Annotated in this window: 25 protein-coding genes and 1 pseudogene; 20 read left to right on the top strand and 6 right to left on the bottom strand. The window is 73.5% G+C overall.

Annotated features, from left to right (window positions below; all coding sequences use genetic code 11):
* Positions 1-678 precede the first annotated feature (678 nt).
* The 8 genes from ACFWFZ_RS17925 (at position 679) to ACFWFZ_RS17890 (ending at position 9,316) form a co-directional block, all read left to right on the top strand.
* Entirely contained in the window at positions 679-2,643 is a 1,965-nt protein-coding gene (locus ACFWFZ_RS17925) for a DUF6777 domain-containing protein (protein ID WP_387123352.1), read from the top strand.
* A 265-nt stretch (positions 2,644-2,908) separates the two neighbouring features.
* Entirely contained in the window at positions 2,909-3,367 is a 459-nt protein-coding gene (locus tag ACFWFZ_RS17920; RefSeq protein WP_387123350.1) for a hypothetical protein, read from the top strand.
* Positions 3,368-3,658: 291 nt separating this feature from the next.
* Positions 3,659-4,261, top strand: coding sequence for an ECF RNA polymerase sigma factor SigK (gene sigK / locus ACFWFZ_RS17915; protein WP_387123349.1), 603 nt, complete (start codon positions 3,659-3,661; stop codon positions 4,259-4,261).
* The gene (locus ACFWFZ_RS17910; protein ID WP_387123347.1) at positions 4,258-5,010 is read left to right on the top strand and encodes an anti-sigma factor; all 753 of its coding nucleotides are present in this window, start codon (positions 4,258-4,260) and stop codon (positions 5,008-5,010) included. Before sigK ends, ACFWFZ_RS17910 begins: the two co-directional genes overlap by 4 nt.
* Before the next feature lie 187 nt (positions 5,011-5,197).
* The gene (locus ACFWFZ_RS17905) at positions 5,198-6,463 is read left to right on the top strand and encodes an NAD(P)/FAD-dependent oxidoreductase (RefSeq protein ID WP_387123345.1); all 1,266 of its coding nucleotides are present in this window, start codon (positions 5,198-5,200) and stop codon (positions 6,461-6,463) included.
* On the top strand, positions 6,457-7,206 hold the full coding sequence (locus tag ACFWFZ_RS17900; RefSeq protein WP_387123595.1) for a DUF1365 domain-containing protein: 750 nt from the start codon (positions 6,457-6,459) through the stop codon (positions 7,204-7,206). Before ACFWFZ_RS17905 ends, ACFWFZ_RS17900 begins: the two co-directional genes overlap by 7 nt.
* Positions 7,203-8,498 (top strand): class I SAM-dependent methyltransferase, encoded by a 1,296-nt coding sequence (locus ACFWFZ_RS17895; RefSeq protein WP_387123343.1) that lies wholly within the window; start codon positions 7,203-7,205, stop codon positions 8,496-8,498. Before ACFWFZ_RS17900 ends, ACFWFZ_RS17895 begins: the two co-directional genes overlap by 4 nt.
* Entirely contained in the window at positions 8,495-9,316 is an 822-nt protein-coding gene (locus ACFWFZ_RS17890; RefSeq protein WP_387123341.1) for a DUF1295 domain-containing protein, read from the top strand. Before ACFWFZ_RS17895 ends, ACFWFZ_RS17890 begins: the two co-directional genes overlap by 4 nt.
* A 178-nt stretch (positions 9,317-9,494) precedes the next feature.
* On the opposite strand, the gene ACFWFZ_RS17885 is transcribed toward ACFWFZ_RS17890, so the two are convergent.
* Positions 9,495-11,594, bottom strand: coding sequence for an MMPL family transporter (locus ACFWFZ_RS17885; protein WP_387123339.1), 2,100 nt, complete (start codon positions 11,592-11,594; stop codon positions 9,495-9,497).
* A gap of 242 nt (positions 11,595-11,836) precedes the next feature.
* Between ACFWFZ_RS17885 and ACFWFZ_RS17880 the strand changes: the two genes are divergently transcribed.
* From ACFWFZ_RS17880 to ACFWFZ_RS17870, 3 genes are all read left to right on the top strand, one after another.
* Positions 11,837-12,223: a hypothetical protein gene (locus tag ACFWFZ_RS17880; RefSeq protein WP_387123337.1), complete on the top strand. Its 387-nt coding sequence runs from the start codon at positions 11,837-11,839 to the stop codon at positions 12,221-12,223.
* 3 nt (positions 12,224-12,226) lie between these two features.
* Entirely contained in the window at positions 12,227-13,513 is a 1,287-nt protein-coding gene (locus ACFWFZ_RS17875) for a ClC family H(+)/Cl(-) exchange transporter (protein WP_387123333.1), read from the top strand.
* Between the two features lie 82 nt (positions 13,514-13,595).
* Complete coding sequence (locus ACFWFZ_RS17870; RefSeq protein WP_387123331.1) at positions 13,596-14,111, top strand: SRPBCC family protein; 516 nt, start codon at positions 13,596-13,598, stop codon at positions 14,109-14,111.
* A 197-nt stretch (positions 14,112-14,308) separates the two neighbouring features.
* Here the strand turns inward: ACFWFZ_RS17870 and ACFWFZ_RS17865 are convergent, their stop codons facing one another.
* The 5 genes from ACFWFZ_RS17865 to ACFWFZ_RS17845 all read right to left on the bottom strand — a co-directional run bounded on the left by ACFWFZ_RS17865 (position 14,309) and on the right by ACFWFZ_RS17845 (position 18,250).
* Positions 14,309-15,265: a TIGR03557 family F420-dependent LLM class oxidoreductase gene (locus tag ACFWFZ_RS17865; protein WP_387123329.1), complete on the bottom strand. Its 957-nt coding sequence runs from the start codon at positions 15,263-15,265 to the stop codon at positions 14,309-14,311.
* Positions 15,266-15,409: 144 nt separating this feature from the next.
* Positions 15,410-16,330, bottom strand: a complete 921-nt coding sequence (locus ACFWFZ_RS17860) for an SDR family oxidoreductase (protein WP_387123327.1) — start codon at positions 16,328-16,330, stop codon at positions 15,410-15,412.
* Positions 16,331-16,473: 143 nt separating this feature from the next.
* Entirely contained in the window at positions 16,474-16,878 is a 405-nt protein-coding gene (locus ACFWFZ_RS17855) for a hypothetical protein (RefSeq protein WP_387123326.1), read from the bottom strand.
* Complete coding sequence (locus tag ACFWFZ_RS17850; protein ID WP_387123324.1) at positions 16,875-17,510, bottom strand: hypothetical protein; 636 nt, start codon at positions 17,508-17,510, stop codon at positions 16,875-16,877. The genes ACFWFZ_RS17855 and ACFWFZ_RS17850 overlap by 4 nt, the downstream gene beginning before the upstream one ends.
* Positions 17,511-17,548: 38 nt before the next feature.
* Complete coding sequence (locus ACFWFZ_RS17845) at positions 17,549-18,250, bottom strand: RNA polymerase sigma factor (RefSeq protein ID WP_387123322.1); 702 nt, start codon at positions 18,248-18,250, stop codon at positions 17,549-17,551.
* 156 nt (positions 18,251-18,406) lie between these two features.
* On the opposite strand from ACFWFZ_RS17845, the gene ACFWFZ_RS17840 reads away from it, so the two are divergent.
* The 9 genes and pseudogenes from ACFWFZ_RS17840 to ACFWFZ_RS17800 form a co-directional block, all read left to right on the top strand.
* Positions 18,407-18,892 (top strand): Asp23/Gls24 family envelope stress response protein, encoded by a 486-nt coding sequence (locus tag ACFWFZ_RS17840; RefSeq protein WP_387123320.1) that lies wholly within the window; start codon positions 18,407-18,409, stop codon positions 18,890-18,892.
* A 105-nt stretch (positions 18,893-18,997) separates the two neighbouring features.
* Positions 18,998-19,177: a hypothetical protein gene (locus ACFWFZ_RS17835; protein ID WP_387123318.1), complete on the top strand. Its 180-nt coding sequence runs from the start codon at positions 18,998-19,000 to the stop codon at positions 19,175-19,177.
* A complete protein-coding gene (locus ACFWFZ_RS17830; protein WP_387123316.1) occupies positions 19,174-19,593 on the top strand; it encodes an Asp23/Gls24 family envelope stress response protein in 420 nt (139 codons plus the stop codon). Before ACFWFZ_RS17835 ends, ACFWFZ_RS17830 begins: the two co-directional genes overlap by 4 nt.
* 52 nt (positions 19,594-19,645) lie before the next feature.
* A complete protein-coding gene (locus ACFWFZ_RS17825) occupies positions 19,646-20,272 on the top strand; it encodes a DUF6286 domain-containing protein (protein ID WP_387123314.1) in 627 nt (208 codons plus the stop codon).
* A 52-nt stretch (positions 20,273-20,324) separates the two neighbouring features.
* On the top strand, positions 20,325-20,924 hold the full coding sequence (locus ACFWFZ_RS17820; protein WP_387123312.1) for an alkaline shock response membrane anchor protein AmaP: 600 nt from the start codon (positions 20,325-20,327) through the stop codon (positions 20,922-20,924).
* Between the two features lie 382 nt (positions 20,925-21,306).
* Positions 21,307-21,582, top strand: a complete 276-nt coding sequence (locus ACFWFZ_RS17815) for an isoamylase early set domain-containing protein (RefSeq protein WP_387123310.1) — start codon at positions 21,307-21,309, stop codon at positions 21,580-21,582.
* A gap of 90 nt (positions 21,583-21,672) precedes the next feature.
* Positions 21,673-22,074: a cofilin family protein gene (locus tag ACFWFZ_RS17810; RefSeq protein ID WP_387123308.1), complete on the top strand. Its 402-nt coding sequence runs from the start codon at positions 21,673-21,675 to the stop codon at positions 22,072-22,074.
* Between the two features lie 205 nt (positions 22,075-22,279).
* A complete protein-coding gene (locus ACFWFZ_RS17805) occupies positions 22,280-22,933 on the top strand; it encodes a class I SAM-dependent methyltransferase (protein WP_387123593.1) in 654 nt (217 codons plus the stop codon).
* A gap of 261 nt (positions 22,934-23,194) precedes the next feature.
* Positions 23,195-24,055: pseudogene (locus ACFWFZ_RS17800) on the top strand (alanine--tRNA ligase-related protein); the annotation flags it as partial.
* Positions 24,056-24,348 lie beyond the last annotated feature (293 nt).

The raw sequence follows: 24,348 nt of genomic DNA, 5'->3' as shown, positions 1-24,348 counted from the left end.
GCCGGGTCCGGGATCAGGCGGCGGTGTCGGGGATCCAGGAGCCGTGGATCACGGCCGGGACCCGGCGCGGCAGGTGGATCGTGGCGACCCGAAGGACCCGGTGGTGATCCCCTGCGTCGCCGCGTTCACCGCGCGTGGACGTACGACCGGCCCTGCTCCATCCGCTCCACGCGTCAGGGGTCCCAGCTGGTTCTGTCAAGTCCCGAAAGGTCGCGACATGACGCGGCACAGGGGCGGGGGGCTTACTCGAGAGACGGGCTCACACCCAGTACGTGGCCCCATCGATGCCGCAGGTGATCAGACGGCCCCGCCCGGGGTCGTCCTTTCGCCGACTTCTGCTTCGCGGCACCGGTTTCGAGATTCCCCCTCCGGGATGTGGAGGCGTTGACGGCCAGAAGGAGCGAGCATGCGAGTCACCATCGTTGTCCCGGTGCCCTGTGTCAGGGGGCGAGTGTCGTGAGTCCCATGCCCTCTTCGTCCGAGCACCCCACGGGCCCCCCGCCCGGCCCGCTGTCGGGCCGGGGTGCGCAGCCGCAGCCCGCGCCCCCACCTGAGGCTCCGCCGCCGGTGCCGCCTCCTCCGCCGCCTCCGTCCCACCCGACGGGGCCTCCCGCGTCCCCCGCCGGCGATGACGGGGAAGGGCTGCCGAAGCGTCGCCGGCGGTCGCGCAGGACCCTGGTGAGTGCGAGCACGGCAGTCGTCGTGGTCTCGGCGGCGGTCGTCAGCTTCGCCGTGTTCGGCGGCAACAGCGCGGCCGGCGGCGAGGTCTTCCTGGAGGCCGCCGCGGCTGCCGGGCCCGATCCGTTCACCCCGTCCACGGCCGTGGCGCCGGAGCGGGCCGCTGCCGCGCCCGGGACGGCCGGGACAGCCGGGACGGTACAGGGCGCTGCGAGCGGCGCGCGCACCCTCGAAGTCGACGGCGGACACCCGGGCCTGTACGGGGGCACCCGCAACATCGCGAGCTGTGACGTGGAGAAGCAGATCACGTTCCTCACGGAGCACGCGGACAAGAAGGGGGCCTTCGCCGCCACGCTGGGCGTCCGGCAGGCCGGGATCCCCACCTATCTGCGATCGCTCACGCCGGTCCGGCTGGGCTGGGACACCCGGGTGACCAACCACGGGTACAAGAACAACGCACCCACGGGCTATCAGGCGATCCTCCAGGCCGGTACCTCGGTACTGGTCGACGGCCAGGGCGTCCCGCGAGTCCGGTGTGCCTGTGGCAACCCTCTGACGCCGCCGGTCGCGGTCCAGGGCAAGGCCAGGATCAGCGGTACGGAGTGGTCCTCGTTCCGGTCCGCCGAGCTGGTGGCGGTCAGGCCCGCCGCGAAGCCGGTGAAGGCCGTCACGGTCTTCGACCCGGACCGCAAGACCTGGTACGAGCGCCCGAGCGGCGCCGTACGGGGTCGGCCCGACCGCGAGGTCGAGCCGCCGCCGAGCCAGCCCGCCGGCTCGCCGTACCCGGCCCTGCCCCCGGCCCACCAGGGATCGGTCCGGACGAGTCCTGGGGGCGCTGACACGCAGCCGGCGAAGCCGGCGACGACCCCGGAGGGGGCCCCCGACCCGGCCCCGGGAGTCGCGCCTGGCCGAAACCCCGACCCGGCGCCGGAGTCCGGCGGGGACCGTCACGGGGACAAGGAGAAGACGCCGCAGAAGGACGCCCCGAAGCGGCCTGGCAAGGCGCCGGACAACGCTCCGCACGAACGGCGCCCGGACCATGGCCAGGACCCCGGGAAGGTGCCGGACGAGGCTCCGGCGAAGGCGCCGGGCACCGGCCAGGGCAAGGAATCCGGCGGAGCGTCGGGCAAGGAGCCTGCGGAGCCGCCGGGGAAGGCGCCGGGGCGGGAGTCAGGGACGGGGACGGGCCGGGGGAATGACCCTGGCAGGGCGCCGGACGAGACGGCCGCGAAGGAGTCGGCGGACGAGCCGCACACGGACCAGGGTGAGAAGCCTGGCAGCGATCCCGCGAACGGCAAGGGGCCTGGACAGGAGTCAGGAACGGGCCCGGGCAAGGCACCGGGCCATGAGCCGGGCACCGGCCACGGGTCGGACCAGGCACCTGGTGGGGCGCCGGACAAGGGTCCGGGCAAGGCGCCAGGTCAGGAGTCCGGCAAGGGCAACGGTCGGGTGCCGGGTCAGGGATCGGGCACGGGCCAGGGCAAGACCTCTGAGAAGACTCCGGGACGGCAGGAGCCGGGCTCCGGCGGCCAAGGGTCGGGCCAGGCACCCGGGACGGTGCCGCAGGAGCCCGGAGGCGCGCCCGGCAAGGGCTCGGGCAAGGAACCGGGCAACGGGTCGGGCAAGGAGCCGGGCAACGCAACCGGCCAGGACTCGGGCAAGGCGCCCGGCCAGGAGACCGGCAAGGCGCCCGGCCAGGGTACGGGCAGAGCCCCCGGTCAGGAGTCCGGTGGCGGCTCGGGCAAGGAGCCCGGCAGCGGTCCCGCCCAGGGCGCAGGCGAGGGTACGGGCAAGGCGCCCGGCAAGGGAACCGGCGGCTGGGACCAGGGCCGTGAACCTGGACGGGATGGCTCTGCGCCCGGGAATGACCGGGTCCAGGACGGCCCTGTCGAGGGCGGCACGCACGGGCAGTCGGGCCGATCCGACGGTTCGAGGAGCCGGGAGGAGGAGCCGCTGCTCAGGTAGCCCCCTGGATGCCGCAGCCGAGGCCGCCGTCATTCCTGGACCGGGTCCTGAACCCGGCGGCGAGCGCAACACGGTCCGGGCAGCGTCGACAGGGTTCACAGCACGCACTCCGAAGGGAGAGATGTGGCGGTTTGAAACTCTTGGCAATCCTTCACTCCGTTCGTCGCGAATCTGTGGTGACGCTCCAGACGGTGAAGGAGCAGACAAAGCCGAATGCTTGATGAACCTGATGAACCTGATGGACGAAAGGGAGGAGGTGAGCCCGATGACCGCTTCGATGCACATCAAGCGCGGCGTCGTCGCAGTCGCATCCGCCGGGCTGCTGGCAGGCGGCTCGCTGCTGGGTCTGTCCAGTACGGCGAGCGCCGCCCCGGCGGCGGCGCCGGCGACGGCGAACTCGATGCTCGCCGGCACCAGCACCAGCACCAGCGACCGTGATCACGACCGTGACCGCAACCGGGACAACCGGGACAACCGCCACGACCGCCGTGACCACCACGATCGGTGCAGCTGGGTCAAGGGCCACTGGGTCACCGGCAAGTGGGTCAAGGGCCACTGGAAAGCCACGTGGCACCCCGGCAGTTGGCACCCCGACTACCGGGACCACCACGGCAAGTGGCACGACGGCTGGTGGAGCAAGGGCTACTGGAAGCAGCACTGGGTGCCCGGCCACTCGGTGAGCCATTGGGTGCCCGGGCACTGGAACTGCCACGACAAGTGGTAGCGCCGCCCCGGGCCCGGCGGGGGTTCCGGAGCCAGGGTCCCGGACCCCCCGCCGATCCACCCGGCGCGATCCCCCTTACCCAGAGGCTCTGCCGGCACGCCCATCTGCTCCGTTTGTCAAAAGTCCGGCCATCCGCCCGCACTTGCGCTACGAAGAACCCTCTGACACCCCTCACGGCCAGGCTCCACGTACCAGGACAAGGACAAGGACCACCATGCGACGGACACCCCGCCCCCGGCAGGCCTGCACCGGCTGCCCCTTCGCCTTGTCGCCGCAGCCGGAGCCCGCCCCGTGAACCAGTCACTCCCGTTCGGTCCAGGCCGCACCGGCCGTGCGAGTCACGCCGGACGCAGCGACCTCTGCGAGGTCATGGACGAGGTCGCGCACGGGGACAAGCACGCCTTCTCCACCCTCTACGACGCGCTCGCGCCCATGGTCTTCGGGATCGTGGTCAGAGTCGTACGCGACCGGGCCCAGTCGGAGGAGGTGGCACAGGAAGTCATGATCGACCTGTGGCGGCAGGCCGCCCGCTACCGGCCCGATCACGGCAGCGTCAGCGCGTGGGCGGCGACCATCGCCCACCGGCGGGCCGTGGACCGGGTCCGCTCCGCCCAGGCGTCCGCCGACCGGGAACAGGCCCAGGCGGCGCGCGAGCACCAGACGGCGTTCGACGAGGTCTCCGAGCAGGTCGAGACCCGCCTGGAGAGCGAGCAGGTACGCCGCTGCATGCGCGGCCTGACCGAACTCCAGCGCCAGGCCGTGACCCTGGCCTACTACCGTGGCCTGACCTACCGTGAGGTCGCCGAAGCCCTTCGCACGCCGCTGCCGACCATCAAGACACGCATGCGCGACGGGCTGATCCGGCTCCGCGACTGCATGGGGGTGACCACATGAAGCAACACCACACCGACATCCACACCCTCGCCGCCGCCTACGCCCTCAACGCCCTCGACCCCGCCGAGCGGAAGGCGTTCACCGACCACCTGCCGCCCTGCCAGGCGTGCCGCGAGGAGGTGGCCGAGTTCGAGGCCACCGCCGCGCGCCTGGCGGACGCCGCCGCGGAGTATCCGCCGACCGCGATGAAGTACCACGTCATGGCCGCCGTCGACGGCGTACGCCAACTGCCCCCGCGCGTCCCCGACACCGCGCCGACCGCGACGATCGGCAGCCTGCTGCGGCGCCGCGCCGTCCCCCTCGCGCTGGCCGCCAGCGTGGTCGCGGCTGCGTCGTTCGCCGGCCTGGCCGCCTGGCAGAACCAGCGGAGCGAGCAGTACCGGCAGCGGGCCACCCAGGCCGAGCAGCGTCTCGACGAGGTCAGCACCGTCCTGGCCGCGCCCGACGCCCGTACGGTCCACGGCCGGGCCAGCAACGGAGCGGCCACCACCGTCGTCGCCTCCCAGCGGCAGAACAGGGCCGTCTTCACCGCTGCCGGACTGCCCGCGCCCGCCCCCGGCACGACCTACCAGCTCTGGCTCGACCACGACGGCACCATGCGCCCGGCCGGGTTCATCCGCCAGGACGGCACGGTCCTCGTCGACGGGGACACCGCCGACGCCGGCGCCCTCGGACTCACCGTCGAACCGGCCGGAGGTTCCCGCCGCCCCACCTCCGCCCCCCTGCTCCTGATGACCCTGCCCACCTGAGGACCCTGCCCACCTGATGACCTGCCTGACGATCGCCTCACCCCACCCCTGACGACGCCCCGTCCCCGCCCCGGCGCGTACCCGGCCGATCCGCCCCAGCGATCTCCACCAATCCCCCCGCCCCTCCGCTGCGAAGTACGGGTGAGCGACCGCACCCCGCGGCGCGTTGAGTGGCGGGAGTGCTGAGGTGGAACACCGGAAAGCAGCGGTGATCGGCGCCGGGGTCGCGGGCCTGACGGCCGCCCACGTCCTGGCGCGCTCGTACGAGGTCACCCTCTACGAGGCCGACGGCCGCCTCGGCGGCCACGCCCACACCCATGAGCTCCCCGGCCCCGACGGGCGGCCCATGGGTGTGGACTCGGGCTTCATCGTGCACAACGAGCGCACCTATCCGACCCTGATACGGCTCTTCCGCGAGCTGGGGATCACCACCCAGGACGCCGAGATGAGCATGTCGGTGCGGTGCGACGGCTGCGGCCTGGAGTACGCGGGCGCCCGCGGCCCGGCCGGCCTGCTCACCGGCCGGGCGGCGCTGCGCGGCCGCTACCTGCGCCTGCTGGCTCAGGTGCCCGTCTTCCACCGCAAGGCCCGCCTGCTGCTCGCCGACCCGCCCTCCCACCACGTCACCCTGGGCGACTTCCTCCGCGTAGGCCGCTTCTCCCCGTACTTCGTCAGCCATTTCGCCCTTCCGCTGGTCTCCGCGGTGTGGTCGTGCCCCGCACGCACCGCGCTGTCCTACCCGGCCGCCCACCTCTTCGCCTTCCTCCAGCACCACGGCCTCCTGTCGGTCACGGGCTCCCCGCAGTGGAGGACCGTCACCGGCGGGTCCGCCGCCTACGTCGAGGCCGTGGCCAAGAGCGTGCACCGCGTCCGTACCTCCAGTCCCGTGCAAGCCGTCCACCGGGCCGCCCGTGGCTCCGGCGCCTGGATATCCACCGAGAACGGCGCCACCGACGGCTACGACGCCGTCGTGATCGCCACCCATCCCGACCAGGCCCTCCGCCTGCTCGCCGACCCGACCCCGGACGAACGCCGGCTCCTGGGCGCCTTCACGTACGCGCCCAACCCCACGGTCCTGCACACCGACACGAGCCTCCTGCCCCGCTCACCCCGCGCCCGGGCCTGCTGGAACTACCACCTGCCGGCCTGCGACCCCTCCGCCGAAGCCGTCCGCCTCAGCTACGACATGAGGCGCCTGCAGAACCTGCCCGACGGCGCCGACTACGTGGTGACCCTCGGCGCCGACGACCGCATCGACCCCGGCCGGGTGGTGCGCCGCATGCTCTACGAACATCCCGTCTACACGCCCGCCGCGGTCGCCGCGCAGAAGGAACTGCCGCGCCTGAACACCGGCGTGACCGCGTACGCAGGAGCGTGGCACGGCTGGGGCTTCCACGAGGACGGCTGCCGCTCCGGCGTGGCAGCCGCCCGCGCCCTGGGGGTGCGCTGGTGACCGGGGAAGCGGCGCCCGCCGCCGCGCTGTACGAGTGCCTGGTCGTCCACACCCGTACCGCCCCCCTGCGTCACGACGTCCGGCACCGCACCTACCTGTGGTGCGTGGACCTCGACCGGCTGCCGGCCCTGCCCCGCCCGCTGCGCCCGCTCGCCCGGTTCGACCCGCGTGACCACTTCGCCGGCCGGGCGCCCACGATCCGCGCCGGTCTGGAGGAGTTCCTCGCTTCCCGCGACATCGACATCGCGGGCGGGCGCGTGATGATGCTTGCTCACGCCCGCGTCCTCGGCTTCGTCTTCAACCCGCTCAGCGTCTACTGGTGCCACGACGCCTCCGGGGCCCTGGTGTGCGTCGTCGCGGAGGTCCACAACACGTACGGGCAGCGGCACTGTTACCTGCTGCACCCCGACGCCGGCGGCCGGGCGAGGGCGGAGAAGCGGTTCTATGTCTCCCCTTTCTTCCCGGTCGAGGGCCACTACCGGATGCGCCTGCCGCTCCCCGAGGAACGCCTCCACCTGACCGTGCACCTCGACACCGAGGCCGGCCGGCCGTTCACCGCCACCGTGCGAGGACGCGCCCGCCCCGCCACGGCCCGCGCCCTCCTGCGGGCCGCCGCCCGCCGGCCCTGGTCGACCGCCGCCGTCTGGGCGGGGATCCACCTCCACGGCATCCGCCTGCTCCTGCGCGGCCTGCCCGTACAGCCCCGCCCCCGGCACACCCCGCAGAAGGGAATGGTCCCGTGACCCGCCCGGCCGCCACGCCCGACCACCAGCCCCGGACGTCCGACCGCACCGCCGCGATACCCCGGCAGGCACCCGCCGCACGCCGGCCGGACGTGGCCAGGCTGCCGCCCGCTCGGGCCGCCGTTGCCGCACACCTGGTGGGCCGGGCCCTGAGCAGGCTCCCTCTGGACGTCAACGGCGGACCCACCCGCGGTCCCGCCGCCACCCGCCGCCCCGGCATCACCATCCACGACCCGGACGCCTTCTTCCTGCGCATCGGACGCGACGGCCTGATCGGCTTCGGTGAGTCCTACATGGCCGGCGAGTGGGACAGCGACGACCTGACCGGCCTGCTGACCGTCCTCGCCAGACACGTCGACGACCTCGTCCCGGCCCCGCTGCGGGGACTGCGTCCGCTGTGGGTGTCGGCCCGCCCCCGCCGCGACCGCAACACCCGCAGTGGCGCGCGCGAGAACATCCACCGCCACTACGACCTGTCCAACGACCTGTTCGCGTCCTTCCTCGATCCGACCCTCACCTATTCCTCCGCCCTCTTCACCGCCTTCCCCGCCCGGCCCGAGGACCTCCCCGCCGCCCAACACCGCAAGATCGACCGCCTCCTGGACCTCGCACACGTCAGGGACGGCACCGACCTGCTGGAGATCGGGACCGGTTGGGGAGAGCTCGCGCTGCGTGCCGCCGCCCGCGGCGCACGCGTCACCACCCTCACCCTCTCCACCGAACAGGCCGAACTCGCCCGCGCCCGGATCCACGCCGCCGGGCTCACCGACCGCGTCGACGTCCAGCTGCGCGACTACCGGGACGCCGAAGGCCGCTACGACGCCGTCGTCAGCGTCGAGATGATCGAGGCCGTCGGCGCCGAGTACTGGCCCTCCTACTTCGCCGCCCTGCGCGGCGCGCTCCGCCCCGGAGGCCGCGCCGCCCTCCAGACGATCACCATGGGACACCGGCAGATGCGCAACACCGCCGCCACCCACACCTGGATCAGCAAGTACGTCTTCCCCGGCGGCGTGATCCCCTCCCGCCGCGCCATCACCGACCACGCCGCGGCGGCCGGCCTCCGCACCCTGTCCGACGAGGGATTCGCCGAGCACTACGCGCAGACCCTGCGCCTGTGGCGGGAACGGTTCACCGAGAGCCGACAGACCGTCACCGACCTCGGTTTCGACACCGTCTTCCAGCGGCTGTGGGAGTTCTACCTCGCCTACTCGGAAGCCGGATTCCGCTCCCGCTACCTGGACGTCCGCCAGATCGTCCTCGCCGAGAAGCCCCAGACGGCGGCGCGGTCGTGAACGGCACCGCCTGGGGCGCCCTCGGCACCGGCCTCGCGGTCGGCGCGGCCGTCGCGACGGCCGTACTGCTCGCCGCGTTCGCCGTCGGCACACGCCTTCGCCTGCACCGCGTCGTCGACATCGCCTGGGGCATCGCCTTCAGCGGCGTGGCCGTCGCCACCTACCTGCTGTCCGCCGGACACGGAGACCCCGAGAGACGGCTGCTGGTCGCCGCCGCGACCGTCGTGTGGGGGCTGAGACTGTCCGCGCACCTCGCATGGCGCTCCCGCGGCCACGGGGAGGACCCGCGCTACACCGCACTGCTCGACAAGGCACGGGGAAACCGGACCTGGTATGCCCTGCGCACCGTCTACCTCCTCCAGGCCGCGCTGGTCTGGCTGATCTCCCTGCCCGTCCAGGCCGCCTCGTACGCGGCCGCCCCCGTGGGAGTCCTCGGAGTGCTCGGGCTGGCCGTGTGGGCCGCGGGACTCGGCTTCGAGGCCGTGGGCGACCACCAGCTGGCCCGGTTCAAGGAGGACCCGGCCAACCGGGGCCGCATCATGGACCGCGGCCTGTGGGCCTGGACCCGCCATCCCAACTACTTCGGCGACAGCCTCGTCTGGTGGGGCCTGTACCTGCTGGCCTGCACCAGCCTGCCGTCGGCGTTGCTGAGCCTGGTCTCCCCGGTCGTCATGACGGCGCTGCTGACCGCCGGCAGCGGCAAACGCCTGCTGGAGAAGCACATGGCGGACCGCCCCGGCTACGCCGAGTACGCCGCCCGCACGAGCGGGTTCCTGCCTCTGCCGCCCCGCCGCGACGACCCGGAGCGCAACAGGTGAGCCGGTGAACCCGGCACCTGAGCCCACCGGCGAACGCGGCGGGGAGCCGGCCCGCGAGGGGTCCGGGCCGGCCCTGATCCCCGCCTGGCGGCCACCGGCTGTCGCGGCGGGCGGACGCCGCGGTCCTGCTGTACGGCGGCCGGGCGGACGCCCCGCGAAGGCCCGGCCGGCCCGATGATCACCGGACCGGATCCCCGCCCGGTCGGGACAGCGCGCTGGGCCACCAGGCGCGCGGGCCGATGTCGACGATGAGGGCCGGTACCAGCAGGGAACGGACGACGAGGGTGTCCAGGAGGACGCCGAACGCGACGATGAAGGCGATCTGGACGAGGAAGGCCAGCGGGATCACCATCAGGGCGGCGAAGGTCGCGGCGAGGACGACGCCCGCGGAGGTGATGACCCCGCCCGTGGTGACGAGCCCCCGCAACACACCCTCGCGGGTGCCCGATCGGACGGTCTCCTCACGCACCCGGGACATCAGGAAGATGTTGTAGTCGACGCCGAGGGCGACCAGGAACACGAATCCGTAGAGCGGCACGGAGGCATCCGTGCCGCTGAAGCCCAGCAGGTTCCCGAAGACGAGCGCGGACACGCCGAGCGTCGCGAGGAAGTTCAACGCGACCGTCGCCACCAGCAGGACGGGCACGAGCACCGACCGCAGGAGCGCGATCAGGATCAGCAGGATGATGCCGAGAACGATCGGGACGATCACGGTGCGATCGCGTGCCGAGGTCTGCTGGGTGTCGAACTGCTGGGCCGTGTAACCCCCGACGAGCGCGTCGGCCCCCGGCACCGCGTGCACCCGCTCGCGCAGCCGCTCGACCGTCCGCTTCGCGGCGTCGCTGTCGGCAGCCGCCTCCAGCGTGGCGTCCAACCGCACCCGGCCGTCCACCACGAGCGGAGCGCCCGGGCCGCCCGGCGGGCCGCCGCCGGCGGTGACGGGTACGACCGCGGCCACACCGTCCGTGCCCTCGGCGGCCGCCCGTACCTGGGCGGTCCGGTCGGCGTTGGCGATGACGACGGCAGGATTGCCCGAGCCGCCGGGGAAGTGCCGGGCGAGGGTCTGCTGGGCGCCGACCGAAGGAGCGTCGTTGACGAAGATCTCGTCCAGCGGCACACCCTTGGACGACAGCGCGGGGGAGAAACCCGCCAGCACCACGAGCAGCACGGAGGTGGACACCCACACGCGCCGCGGCGACCGGTCGATCAGCGCGGCGATACGGCGCCACACGCCGTGCCCCTCGCCCGCGGCGTCGGCCGGCCCGGGCACGGCGGGCCAGTACGCGGTGCGGCCCAGCAGGAACAGAACCGCCGGCAGGAAGGTCAGCGAGCTCAGCACCGCGCACACGATCCCGATCGCACCGACCGGCCCGAGAGCCCGGTTGTTCGTCAGGTCGCTCGCCAGCAGGGCCAGCAGCCCCAGCGCCACGGTCGCCGCGCTGGCGGTGACCGCACCCGCCGACCGGCGCACGGCGGCCAGCGCCGCGTCCGCCCGGTCGCCCCGTGCGGCGAGCTCCTCGCGGAAGCGCGCCGCGACGAGCAGGGCGTAGTCGGTCGAGGCACCGATCACGAGGATCGACAGGATCCCCTGGACCTGGCCGTCCACGCGGACGAGGCCCCGGTCGGCCAGCGCGTACACCACCGCGCAGGCCAGGCCCAGGGCGAACACCGCACTGATGATGATCACCAGCGGCAGCAGCACGCTGCGGTAGACCAGCAGCAGGATCAACAGCACCGCTCCGAGGGCCACGCCCACCAGCAGCCCGTCGATCCCCGCGAACGCGTCCGACAGGTCCGCCTGGGTGGCCGCCGGGCCGGCGATCCCCACCGAGGTGCCCGGCACCCGCTGCGCCGCCTGCCGCACCTCGTCCAGGACGGCCGGAAGTTCCTCGCCCAGGTCGGGTGCGAGCGGGACGACCGCCTGGACGGCCAGCCCGTCGGCGGAGACGACCGCCGGCGAGGGCGGACCGGTGATCCCGGGCCGGCCGGCGAGGCCTGCGACGGCCCGGGCCGCGGCCTCCTGCTGCGCGGCCGTCACCCTGGCACCGTCCGCAGTCCACACCACGATCGCCGGGACGGACTGAGCCCCCTCGAACGCCTTGCGGGCTTCAATGACCTTCGTCGACTCGGCGCTGCGCGGCAGGAACGCCGCCTGGTCGTTCGTCGCGACCTCGCCCAGCTTTCCCGCGTACGGTCCGAGCGTCCCGCCGATGCCGAGCCATACGAGCAGCAGGGCGAGCGGAACGATCCAGCGTGCCCAGCGGGGTGCGTTTCTCAATGCGAGTCCTCGGGTCTTGACAGGTGCTTCGGCCGATGAAGACCGTCCATGGCAATGACGGTGCCTCATCTCCCCTTCCGGGGAAGCACCCGATCGGGTTGCACCTTCTGCGAACACGGTGCCGAGACGGCGCCGGGGGCGACGCAGCCGCCGTGCGGGTGAATGCCCCGGGTACCGGCCACCGCGTGCCCTTGGATGGGCCCGTACGCGGACGGACCGACCACCAGCTCCCGGAGACCGCCATGAGGAAGATCGAAGCGCGGCTGTTCCTCTCGCTCGACGATGTCGTCGAGGCACCCGACCAGGGGCACTTGCCCTGCTTCGACGAGGAGACGGGCGCCGCCGTCGACGCCGCCCTCGGCCGGGCCGACACCCTGCTGCTCGGGCGCAGGAGCCGCGGCAGCTTCGCGGGCGCCCGGCCGGAGCGGGAGGCGGCAGGCGGGGAGGCGGCAGGCGGGGAGGAGGCGCCGTTCGCCAAGGTGCGGGGAGACGCCCGCAGGACCGTGGTGTCGGACAGCCCCCTCGACTCCACCCGGCGCGACTGCGAACAGCTCGCCGGCGACCTCACCGCGGGAGTCGCCGCGCTCAAGGAGGAGCCGGGCGCCAAGACCCACCTGCCCCGGCACTAGCCCATGACGGTCGGAGGCCGGGGGAGAGGCGGCGGCCGCGCCTTCGTGGTCGCGGCGCTCGCGGGCTGTGTGGTCGGGCTGGTCGGCGGCGGCTTCCGCTGGTGCCTGGAGCACGCCGACCTGCTGCGCGCGGCGCTGCTGGACGCCACCGCCGGACTGGGATGGGCGGGCCGCCTGATTCCCGTCGTCCTCACCGCGGCGGGCGCGGCGGCGGCCTGTGCGATCGCCCGGCGGGTCCCGCACGCCGCGGGCAGCGGGATCCAGCACGTGGAAGCGGTGTGGCGGCAGGAGTCAGAGGCCGGTTCGGCCCTGCTGCTGCCGGTGAAGTTCGTGGGCGGACTCCTCGCGATCGGCTCGGGCCTGGTCCTGGGCAGGGAGGGCCCCATCGTCCACATGGGCGCCGCGATCGGCTCCGGCGCGGGCCGGCGCGGACGGCTGGACGCCGAGGACGCCCGCATGCTGCACACCGCGCTCGGCGGGGCCGGCCTGGCGGTGGCGTTCACCGCCCCGCTGGGCGGGCTGGTGTTCGTATGCGAGGAGGTCACCGGCACGGTGCGGCCCCGCCTGGTGCTGCTGACCCTCGTCGGCACCCTCACGGCCGTCGCCGCCTCCCAGCCCATCGTGGGAGACGGGCTCGTCCTTCCCGCGGCGGCCGTCACCGCCCCGCCGCTGTGGATGCTGCCGGTCTTCCTGCTGTGCGGGGTGACCGCCGGAGCGCTGGGCGCCGCGTACAGCACGCTGGTCGTGGGGACGCTGGAGGTGTGCGACCGGCTGCCCCGGGTGCCGCTCGTGACCCGGGCGGCCGTCATCGGAGCCCTGGTCGGCGCGCTGATGGCCTTCGATCCGCTCCTCACGGGCGGCGGCGACCAGCTGAGCGAGCGCCTGCTGGCGGGCGGAGGCCTGACGGCGGCGGCGCTGACGCTCTGCCTCGCCGTACGGTTCGTGGCCGGCCCGCTCAGCTACGCGGCCGCCACTCCCGGTGGGCTGTTCGCCCCGCTGCTGGCCCTCGGCGCCCTGTGGGGGACCCTCACCCATGCCCTTGTCTCCCCCCTGCTCCCGCCCGGCGCGGCGGGTCCGGCCGCGTTCGCAGTGGTGGGGATGGCCGCCGTGTTCACCGGCGTGGTGCGGGCACCGCTCACCGGCATCGTCCTGGTGACCGAGATGACGGGCGCCGGCGAGCTCCTGCTGCCCTTGCTGGCCGCCTGCTTCGCCGCAGCCGTGACCGCGGACCGACTGGGGAGCGAACCCGTCTACGACACCCTGCGGCGCCGCATGCTGGAACGGACCTGACCGGGGCCGGGGAGGCGCGGCGGGGGCGCCGCTTCCGGGCGGGACGGCGACCGCTACCGTCGTGCCCCGAGGAGGGAGCCACATGCCCCGTACGTTCAGCGTCCGCGACTCCGTCATCGTCGAGGCGGACCCGTCGACGGTCTACCGGCACGTCTCCGACCCGGCCCTCATGGGCCGTTGGAGCCCGGAGAACCTCGGCGCGACCCCCGCCGAGGGCCCCGGCACCGCCACGCGCGTCGGGATGGTCTTCGACGGCCACAACAAGCGCGGCCCGTTCCGCTGGACGACCCGCTGCACGGTGACGGCCGCCGACCCGGACGAGGTCTTCCGGTTCAGGGTCCACGCCATAGGCCTGCGCCGCCCGTGGCTGCGCGGCCCGATCGCCACCTGGGAGTACCGTTTCGCCGCCGTGCCCGGGGGCACCGAGGTGACGGAGACATGGACCGACGACCGGCGCGGCTGGCCCGACCCGGTGGCCAACCTGTTCGACAGGATCGCGACGAGGGGCCACACCTTCGCCGAGTTCCAGCGGAAGAACATCCGGGCGACCCTGCGCAAACTGAAGTCGGAGCTGGAGGCCGACCCCGGCACCGTCTAGTGGCGTGGCCGCGCAGGTCACCGGGTGATGGCGCCCGGCGCGGCGCCTCGCCGCGTTGTCGGACCACGCCCGTACGTCCCGTACGAGCCGCAGCCCTCCGCCTTGCCGCGACCTCCAGTACGAGCGCTCCCGGCCGGCACGCCGAGGGCACGCACCGAACGCCGCTCCTTGCTCCACGGGGCAACTCGATACAGACCCTAGCTGCCGAGGGCGGGCAGGAGTTTGTCGCGGGCGGCGGCGAAGAAGGCATCCTGTTCCGGTCCGATCTGCCCGACGTACACCTCGTCGAAGCCCGCGTCGACGTAGCCGCGGACGGCTTCCAGGTGCTCCTCGACGTCGTCGCCACAGGGCACGGCGGCGGACACCTCCTCACGGGTGACGAGCCGGCTCGCCTGCTCGAAGTGGGCGGGGGTGGGGAGGAGCTGGGCCAGTTCGCCGGGGAGGTGCTCGTTGGGCCACAGCCGGTGCGCGGTGTCGACCGCCTTGTCCCGGTCCTCGCCCCAGCACACCTTCAGGCCGCCGATCACCGGCTTCCCGCCGCCGCCCGCGTCCCGGAACCGGCCGATGGCCTCCTCGTCGGGGCCCATGGTGACGAAGCCGTCGCCGATACGGCCGGCGAGCTCCGCCGCCTTCGGCCCGAAGCCGGAGACGTGTACCGGCAGCCGCCCGTGCGGCGCGGTGTAGAGGCGGGCGTTGTCCACCGTGTAGTGCGTGCCGCGGTGGCTGACCTGGCGGCCGGTGAAGAGGGCGCGCATCACTTCGACCGCTTCCTCCAGCATGTCGGCGCGCTCGTCGAACGAGGGCCACCGGTCCCCGAGGATGTGCTCGTTCAGCGCTTCGCCGGTTCCCACACCCAGAGCGAACCTGCCGTCCAGCAGCCGGCTGGAGGTGGCGGCCGCCTGGGCGGTCACCGCCGGGTGCAGGCGCATGGTGGGGCAGGTGACCAGGGTGGTCACGGGCAGGTCCACGGTCTGCGACAGGGCACCGATCATCGACCAGACCAGTGGGCTGTTGCCCTGCGCGTCGTTCCACGGGTGGAAGTGGTCGGAGATCGCCAGGCGGGTGAAGCCCGCGTCGGCGGCCTTGCGGGCCTGGTCCAGGAGCTGGGCAGGGGTGAATTCCTCGCTGGAGAGGAAGTATCCGAAGGACGTCATGGCTCGGGCCTCCAGGGGTGGCAGAGGGGGCGGGCAGCGGCCGTCGGTTCGCGCGTGCCCGTAACCCCTACGGCCAAACTTCCCGGTCCTGGCCGCACGGGGGAGGCCCACCGGGTGGGCGTACGCCTGCCCGCCTGCATCGGCTCAAGAGTCCCCGGGCGGGCAGTAGGCGCGCCAGTCGGCGAGGCCTCCGGCGCCCAGGACGGTGGCGTGGGCCGTCAGCTCGCCGCGCGCGGCGGTACGCAGCTCGCGTCGGGCGATGTGGGCGACGATCGGCGGGAAGAGCGGCCGCAGTGGCTGGCACCAGCGCAGCCAGGGCGGCGCGTAGACGGAGTGGGAGCGGCGCGTGATCCCCTCCGCGAGCCAGTCGGCGACCTGCTCGGGAGTGCGGACCCGGCGGGCGAACCGGGGCTGGTGGCGGCGCAGGGCCCGCAGTACGGGGAGCTCGTCGAGGCCGCTGATCATGTCGGTGCCGGTCCAGTGGACGTAGGCGATGCCGACGCCGACACCGTCGGGCTCCACCTCGCTGCGCAAGGCCAGGGCGAAGGACTCTACGCCGGCCTTGGAGGCGCAGTAGGCGCTCATCATGGGGGAGGAGCCCAGCGCGGCGGTGGACGCCACCTGGAGGAAGTAGCCACGCGTGCGGGTCAGCTGGGGCAGGAAGGCCCTGGCGGTGTTGGCGGAGCCGGTGAGGTTGACGTCGATGACCCGCTGCCACAGGTCGGCCGCAGTACGGTCGAAGGGCCCGCCGACGGCGATCCCGGCATTGGCCGCGACCACGCTGGCCGGTCCCAGCGCCTCTTCCACGTGCCGGGCGGCGGCTTGCAGCGCCGCGTTGTCGGTGACGTCGGCCTCGACGCAGACACTCCTGTTCGGCAGGGTCTTTGCGGTCGCGCGCAGGGACGCCTCCTCGCGGCCCAGCAGCGCCACGGACATCCCCGCCCCGGACAGGTTCCGTGCCAGTGCCGCCCCGATGCCGCGTGCGGCCCCGGTCACGACCGCGACCCTTCCCCGCAGCGGGGTGTCGCGGTGGCGGTGTCGGCCGTGCGTGGACATGTCGCGCATTGCGCCCCTCGTTCCTCGTGCGGGCAGAGCCCGTGGGCCGGCCTCCGGCATCGCGCAGACCGCACGGCCTCTCTAACAGTCCCAGGCTTCCCGGCCGGCGCACCCCTGCGCCAAGGCACCCGTGTCACTCCGGGTGGCGTACATCAGGCGGACGGCTGGGGCGAACCGCCGGCGGAACGTCGCAGAGGGCCGGTGCGGGTGACCGCTATCAGGACGGTGACCGGACCGGGGTTGCCGTGCTGCGCGAGACGGGCCGTCACCGCCGCCCGTACCCGCTCGCGTACCTCTCGGGCGATGTCGACCACGCGCCGGTCGGAGTGCAGGACGCACCGCACTTCCACCTGCCAGCCGTCTTCCGGGGTGTGCCGGCAGCGGATGCCGGCTACGGGATGCCCGGCGGCTGCCTCGCCCGCCGGCGCGTGCCTCGTCCGGGAGGCGACGCGGGAGAGAAGGTCACCGAGGGTGGGCTGGAAACCCGCCACCCCGGGGACCTCAAGGGCCGCGCGGGCGGCTGCCCGGTGGACGTCCTCGCGGACGGCGGTGGTCATCGTCCGCCACCCGTCGATCGCTCGCCGACCGTGGCGCGGGGAGGTTCCAGCACGGCGTTGACCGTCAGGTCGACCGCGGTGACGCGCAGGCCCAAGCCGCGGTGGGCCGCGTGCAGGACGGCTCGGCGTACCTCCTCCGCACGCTCCGGCAGCGGCTGGTCGAGTGCGGCCGCGATGGTGAGGGCGACGGTGTGCACGGCCCGGCTCCCCTGGACGAGCATGAGGCGGCAGCTGATGGCACGGGCCCCTGGAACGGTGTCGACGGCCCGGCGCAGAGTCTTCGCCGCAGCGCTCTCGGCGATGCGCAGGTCCTGGTCAGGGTCGTCCAGCAGCAGCATGGCACCCAGTCGGGTCTCGGCACGGACGATGTCGACGACCCGCCGCACGAGAGTACGTCCGTCGGGCGGTTCCTCGGTGCGCAGAGCACGGGCGGCCCGGTCCAGGGCCGTCAGCCCTTCGACAGCCTGCCGGCACCACGTGCACGTGCTGGTATGCGGGTCCACAGCGGCGCCGGCGGGCCTGCGCGCCTGCTCCCAGGCACGGCCGACGGGGCGCCCGCAGGGCAGGGGCTCGGCGCCGGCCTGCAGCTCGGCCTCGTGGACGGCCGGGGCCGGTCCCTTCGTGGGGTCCACGGGCCCGGGACGGTCGCCCGAGGACCGGTGCGGGTCGTCTAGCGCCATGGGCGCATCGCCTCCGTCAGTGCGCGTCGCGCGCGGAAGAGCCTTCCGCGCACTGTCTGTTCGCTGGTCCCCAGGACGTGGGCGATCTCCTCGTAGTGCAGTTCGTGCAGCTCCCGCAGGACCCAGCACGCGCGCAGGTCCGGGGCGAGTTCCAGCAGGGCGCGCTTCAGGGCGGCGGTCGCGGCGTCCCCCTCGCAGACCCGTGGCGGTGAGCTGCCGGCGTCCGCGGCGGCGGGCTCGGGGAGGGTGTCCAGGGGCAGGGGGCGAGGATGCCGGCGCAGGACGTTCAGACAGCGGTTCGTCACGATGCGGTACATCCAGGTGCCGAAGGAGGCCGTGTGGTGGAATTCCGGCAGACGTCGCCAGGCGCTGAGGAACGCCTCCTGCACGGCGTCCTCGGCGTCCGCCCGGTCGCCCAGAAGGTGCTGGGCCAGGGCGAGCAGCCGACGGCTGTGCCGCCGGACGAGGGCGGCGAACGCGTCGTCGTCGCCCTCGGACGCCCGAACGGCCAGCATGCCGTCGTTCAGGTCGTTCAGGTCGTTCAGGTCGTGGGGACCGTCGGGACCGTCAGGGGGGTCGGGACCAGGGGCGACGCCGGGGCCGCACCGCCTGGGGACGGGGCCGGTGGCCGGCTGCGGCGCAGGCAGGAACTCTGCCCCGTACGGGGCTGGGGGCCCGGGCCGGTTGCGCATCGCCGCCCCCTTCGTCGAAGACGGTCCTCGCGGTCGCGTACGCACCTCAAGGGTAGGTGGAACGGGTCGTGCGACAAGTGTGACGAATACCTCCGAGGCGGGTCAAAACAGACGAGGGCGCCACACCGGCACCCGTACGACCCTCGGGAGGTCCTCATGTCGGACACCATCAGCCCCGCCGCAGGCGGGAGCGAGCCCGAGGCGGGCTCGGCGGGCAGGACCCTGAAGGGCCGCAGCGGCGCCGGGCAGCCGCCCGAGACACGAGGCCGGACGTCGATATCCGACAGCGTGGTGGAGAAGATCGCGGGGATGGCCGCCCGGGAGGTGCCGGGCATCCACAGCCTCGGCGCCGGAGTCGCCCGCACGCTCGGGGCCGTCAAGGACATGGTTCCGGGCGGCCGGCCCAGCGTGAGCCGCGGGGTGAAGGTCGAGGTGGGCGAACGGCAGTCCGCCATCGACCTCGACGTGGTCGTCGAATACGGCGTGGCCATCGTGGACTTGGCCGGCGCCGTCCGCACCAACGTCATCACGGCGGTGGAGCGCATGACCGGCCTTGAGGTCGTCGAGGTGAACATCACCGTCGACGACGTCCACCTGCCGGACGAGGAGGACGAGGAGGTCGGCGAGGGCCGCGTGCAGTGACCCCGTCGCGCCACCCCGCCGCGCCTGCGCTGCGAACGGTCACGACGTACGACCTACGACGTATCACGCACGACACACGTGGACGTGAGGAATCAGGTGAGTGAGATGAGCGCAGCAAAGGTGGGCCTGCTCGCGGGCATGGCCCTCGGCTTCGCCGCATTCTTCGGAGGGTTCTGGGCGTTCCTGCTCGTGGCCGTCCTGGGTGCCGTGGGCCTGATGATCGGCCTCATGGTCCAAGGTGACCTCGCGACGTCCGACTTCAGGCGCTCCGGGGGACCGCGGTGACCTCGCGACCGGCCGCCGCCACGCCCGGCCCGCCGGCTGGTCCGGCCTCGCCGACGCTGCCCACACTGCCGGCGGCCGAGCGCGGCGCCACAGTGGTACGGGACAAGGTGGTGGCCCGCATCGCGGTCCGCGCCGCACGGGAGGCTCTGGCCGCACGGGAGGACACCTCGCCGGCCCGCACGCGACTGGCCGCGCCACGCGCCTGGGTATCGGTCGGTGGCGGAACGGCGCGCCTGGGTCTCTCCCTGGACCTTCCGTACCCCATCGACCTCGCCGACGCCTCGCGTCGGCTGCAGCAGCACGTCAGCGCTCGCGTGAGCCAACTGACCGGGATCAAGGTCACCGAGGTCACCCTGGCCATCGAGCACCTGGTTCCCTTCGGTGGCGCCGGCCTGGAGGGCGGGCGCGTGCAATGAGCCCACCCGGGGTGAGGCCGATCCCGGAAGGAGCGCCGGAAGGAGCGCCGGAATGAAGGCTGGAACGAAGGCTGGAACGAAGGCCGGAATCAAGGGCGGAGTGAGCACGGACCAGGACCATGCGCCCGCGCGGGGCGTAGGTCCGACGCGCCGACCCTGGTCCGCACGACGGATCCCGGCCGCGCTGACGGCCCTGGTCGTCGCAGCTGCCTCCGGAGCACTCCTGTTCGACATCGGCAGGGTCCGCGCGGGCGGCAACGCCGCCGCCTGGCGTACGAGCCTCGCCTACGAGCTGGCCGCGCGCCCGCTGGACGACGTCTGGATGCAGGTCGGCGCCGCCGCCCTCACCCTGCTCGGTCTCTGGCTGATCGTGCTGGCGCTCACGCCCGGACTGCGCCACCGGTACCCCCTGGAGTCCCCCGACGCGCGCGTGCGGGCCGTGCTCGACCGCGACGCGGCGGTCCTGCTGCTACGGGACGCCGCCCTGCGCGTCCCCGGCGTCAGCGGTGCGAAGGTCCGCATGCGCCGCCACCGCGTCGCGGCGCGCGCCGACGTCCGTTTCCGCTCCCCGGCCGAGGTCCGGGCCGATCTGGTGGGCACCCTGCGGGAGCAGATCGACCGGCTCGGCCTCGCCGACCCGCCCGGGCTCTCCGTGCGGACCCGCTCCCGCCGCAAGTGAGGCGTCGCGGACGCCACCCCGCCCGCGACACGAGACAGGACGGACCGATCTCATGAGGCAATCCGCGATCAACCGGATCCTGTTGGCCCTGGCGGGCATCGTCATGCTCGGCTCAGGCGTCCTGATGCTGGCGGGCGGCTTCGACGTCTACCGCCGCTGGTCGCTCTCCTCTCCCGACGGCATGCCGTGGACCGCTCCCGACGCCGTGGTGCTGGAGGAAGCCGACCGTACGCGGTGGACGGAGGAGGCCTGGTGGTGGCCCGCCGTCATCGCCGCCCTGGCCGTCGTGTTCCTGCTCGCCCTGTGGTGGCTGCTGGCGCAACTGCACCGCACGCACCCCGGTCACATGGAACTGGGGGAGCCCCCGGTGGACGGCGTGGAACTGCGCGAACACGCCCTCAGCGACGCGCTGGCCGCCGATGCCGGCCGGCAACCGGGCGTCACCGGCGCGCGGGCGCGCATGATCGGCCCGCCACGCCGTCCGAAGGCCCAAATCGACCTGACCCTGACCCAGGACAGCGAACCCGGCCCCGTCCTGCGCACGCTGTGCGACGGCCCCCTGGCCCGCGCCCGCCGGTCCACCGGCCGTACCCGGCTGCCCGCCGAAGCGCGGATGCGGGTCACCCCGCACAAGCCGCACCGCGCCGAATAGGACCGGCGGCCCGGACGGGCGTGGGGCGGACCGTGCAGGCGTACGGAGGCCCGGACGGCCGTACGGCGGTGCCGGGCGGCGCTCACCCGGACCGCTCGGCCCGCCACTGTCGCGGCCACTGCCCCGGCGGCGGTGGAGCGCCTTAGACGCCCAGGTCGCGCCGCGCACTCCCGGCCGAGCGTCGCGCGCCGCATTCGCGAGCCGATGCGCCGTGGTCCACAGCCCGCCCTCGACCGAGTCCTCCCGTATCAGCAGCCGCCGGCAGGCGCGGCCAGCCGGGTGACTTCTGCCCGTACCCCGGCCCGGTGCCGCCGCGCCGCACGCACGCCCACGTGAGGATGCACGGGCCGGTTTCCCGTTCCTCGACGGCTGGAGTGTCCCAGTGCTCGAACGTAAGAAGCTCAAGGGCCGTACGCAGGTCACCTTCGTCCTCCCAGCGGAAACCCCGGATGGGCCGGTCAGCGTCGTCGGGGACTTCAACCACTGGAACCCCGCCGCCCACCCCCTGGAGCCCCGCGGCGACGGCACCCGCGCCGCGACCGTCGCACTGCCCGCCCACAGCGCCCACTCGTTCCGCTACCTCGCGGCCGGCGACTACTGGTTCGACGACGAACACGCCGACGCCCACGACGGCAAGAACAGCCGCATCCACACCTGACGGCAGCCGCTCCCGGCCGCCTGCCCTGCCCTGCCGCGCCCCGCCCCGCCCCGCACTGCACTGCACTGACGAGCACCGAGGTGAGACCCAGTGAGCAGCCCGATCGGTCTGTCGGAAGGCTGCGTAGCTGCCATCCAGCACCTGAGGGAGCTGCGGGAGATCAACACCGTGGTCCTGCGCACCACGGACCCCCAGGACGTCCTGGTCCCGGAGCTGGAGGCCAATCTGACCCACGACGAGCTGGTGCAGGGCCTGCCCTCGGACGAGCCACGGCTGGTCCTCCACGAGCTGTCCTTCGCCAGCCCGGAGGGCACACGGCGCAACGAGCTCCTGCTGATCCTCTGGATGCCGCCGGCGGCCGGTGAGCAGGAGGTGGCCTACGCGGCCGGGTACTCCGCCCTGAAGGAGTACCTCGCCGACGTGCACGTCCACCTCACCGCCCGGCGCGCGGACCAACTGGCCTACCGAAGGCTGGTCGCCCTGGCCGGCTGATCCGGCCGCAGGGTTGGGGCGACCCGACCGAGGAGGACCGGCGTGGCTCCGGCCGCCGGGACCCCGGAGGGGTACCTGGCCTGGGCGGTGCAGGAGACCACCGCGCGACAGGGCATGCCGGGCCCAGGCCCTAGGATCGTCCCTTGTGGCCGAATTCCCCGAACTCCCCGAACGCCTTGGACTTCCCGCGGCGGACCCCGCGTCGCTGTCCGCGTACCTCCGTGCGACGTCCGACGCCTACGACTCCGTCGTCGTCCGTTACGCGGATCTCGCCCGCGACTGGCTCGACGGAGTTCCGCTGGACCGTTCGGTCCTCGCCGCGTTCGCAGAGCTCGCGCGGACCGTCGATGCCGGGCCCGTGGCCGAGCTGGGGTGCGGTCCGGGATATGTGACGGCCCATCTGCGCGACCTGAAGCTCGACGTCTTCGGCGTCGACCTGTCACCGGCGATGATCGACTTCGCCCGCGAGGCCCATCCGGATCTGCGGTTCGAAGTCGGTTCCATGGACGCCCTCGACCTGGCCGACGGCCGGCTGGGCGGCATCGTGTCCTGGTACTCGGTGATCCACGCCCCGCCGCGGGAACTCCCGTCGTACCTGGCCGAGTTCCGCCGCGTGCTGGCTCCGGGCGGGCCCCTCCTGCTCGCCTTCTTCGAGGCCGAAGGCGGCCCCGTGGCGGCGTTCGACCACAAGGTCACGACCGCCTACCGGTGGCCGATCGACGACCTGGCGGGGATGGCCCGCGAGGCCGGCTTCGTCGAGGTCGGGCGGATGCTGCGCGAGCCCGGCACCGAGGAGCGCTTCCGCCGGGGCCACCTCCTGATGCGGGCGCAGGACCGGCTCGGCGACGAACCGAGGTGATCATCTACGCGGTGTCCGGGCGGGCGAAAACCGCGTGCCCGGCAGGCACGGTCCCGCTACCGTTGCCCGCATGAACGTCAACGGCCCCAGCACCAACGCGACCGCGCGAGCGACCAGCTCGCCGGTTGCCGCCGCCTGACCTTCCCCTCTCCCCGGCGACCGGAAACGGTCCGTCGGCCATGCCGTGGCACCCCGCCCGGCCGGAGACCCTCGGTTCCGTTCTCCGGTGCCCTTCCCGCTGCGATGCGAAGGAGCCACCCCATGAACACCGAAGGCCTGGTCGACACGTTCGTCGAGTACTTCGAGGAGCGCCGACATCGCCGCATCGTCGGCTCGACGCTCCTGCCACCACCCGGCGACCCCGTGCTCTTCACCACCTCCGGCATGCACCCGCTGACCCCGTACCTGGAGGGGCGCCCGCATCCACAGGGCAGGCGACTGGTCAACGTACAGCGCTGCCTGCGCACCACGGACCTGGACGAGGTCGGCGACGACACACACCTGACGGTCTTCGAGATGCTCGGCACCTGGTCGCTGGGCGACTACGACGGACCGCTCAGCCTCGACTGGGGATACGGGCTGCTCACCGAGGGACTCGCAGTGGATCCCCGCCGGCTGTACGCCACCGTCCACGCCGGCGACGACCAGACCGGGCCGGACACCGCATCCCCCCGGCTGTGGCAAGACCGCGGCGTCCCCGTCGAACTCACCGCCGGAGACAACTGGTGGTCCAACGGCCCCGTCGGCCCCTGCGGCCCCGACTCGGAGATCTTCCTGTGGAGCGGCGACGGCCCACCCCGGTCGACACCCACCCGTGACGACCGCTGGGTGGAGGTGTGGAACCACGTGACGATGAGCCACCGCCGGCTGGGCGACGGCTCCCTCGTGCCCCTGCCCCAGCGCAACGTCGACACCGGACTCGGTCTGGAACGGCTGGCCTCACTGCTCCAGGGCAAGTCGTCCGTCTTCGATTGCGACGCCTTCGACCCCTGGCGCCGCCTCGTACCACCCTTGTGGCACCTGGACGAAACGTTCCTGCGCGTGGTCTGCGACCACCTGCGCTCGGCCGTCGTGGTGCGGCACGTTCCCGTTCCACGTCACGCCGGTCGAGCTGGTGTTGTGGTCGGAGGCGGCGATGAAGCGCAGCCCCTCCTCGCGCGCGGCCGCGACGATCTCCTCCACCGTGCGCTGACCGTCGGAGTGCACGCTGTGCAGGTGCAGATCGCCCCGGTACCAGCCGGGGCCGTGTCCGGGCACCGCGGCGGGCAGGACGTCGTACGGGGCCCTGGGCAGAGGGGCCCCAATCGCAGCAGGGACCTGCGCTCGACCTGCGGGCGGGCCCCGGGCCCGTCACTCGGCAGGTGTTCACTCGGCACGGAGGAGCAGGGGAGCCGCGGTGCGGGAGACGCGGCCAC

Source organism: Streptomyces sp. NPDC060232 (genome assembly GCF_042726555.1).
Classification (GTDB): Bacteria; Actinomycetota; Actinomycetes; order Streptomycetales; family Streptomycetaceae; genus Streptomyces.
This window is presented reverse-complemented; position numbering and strand designations above follow the sequence as displayed.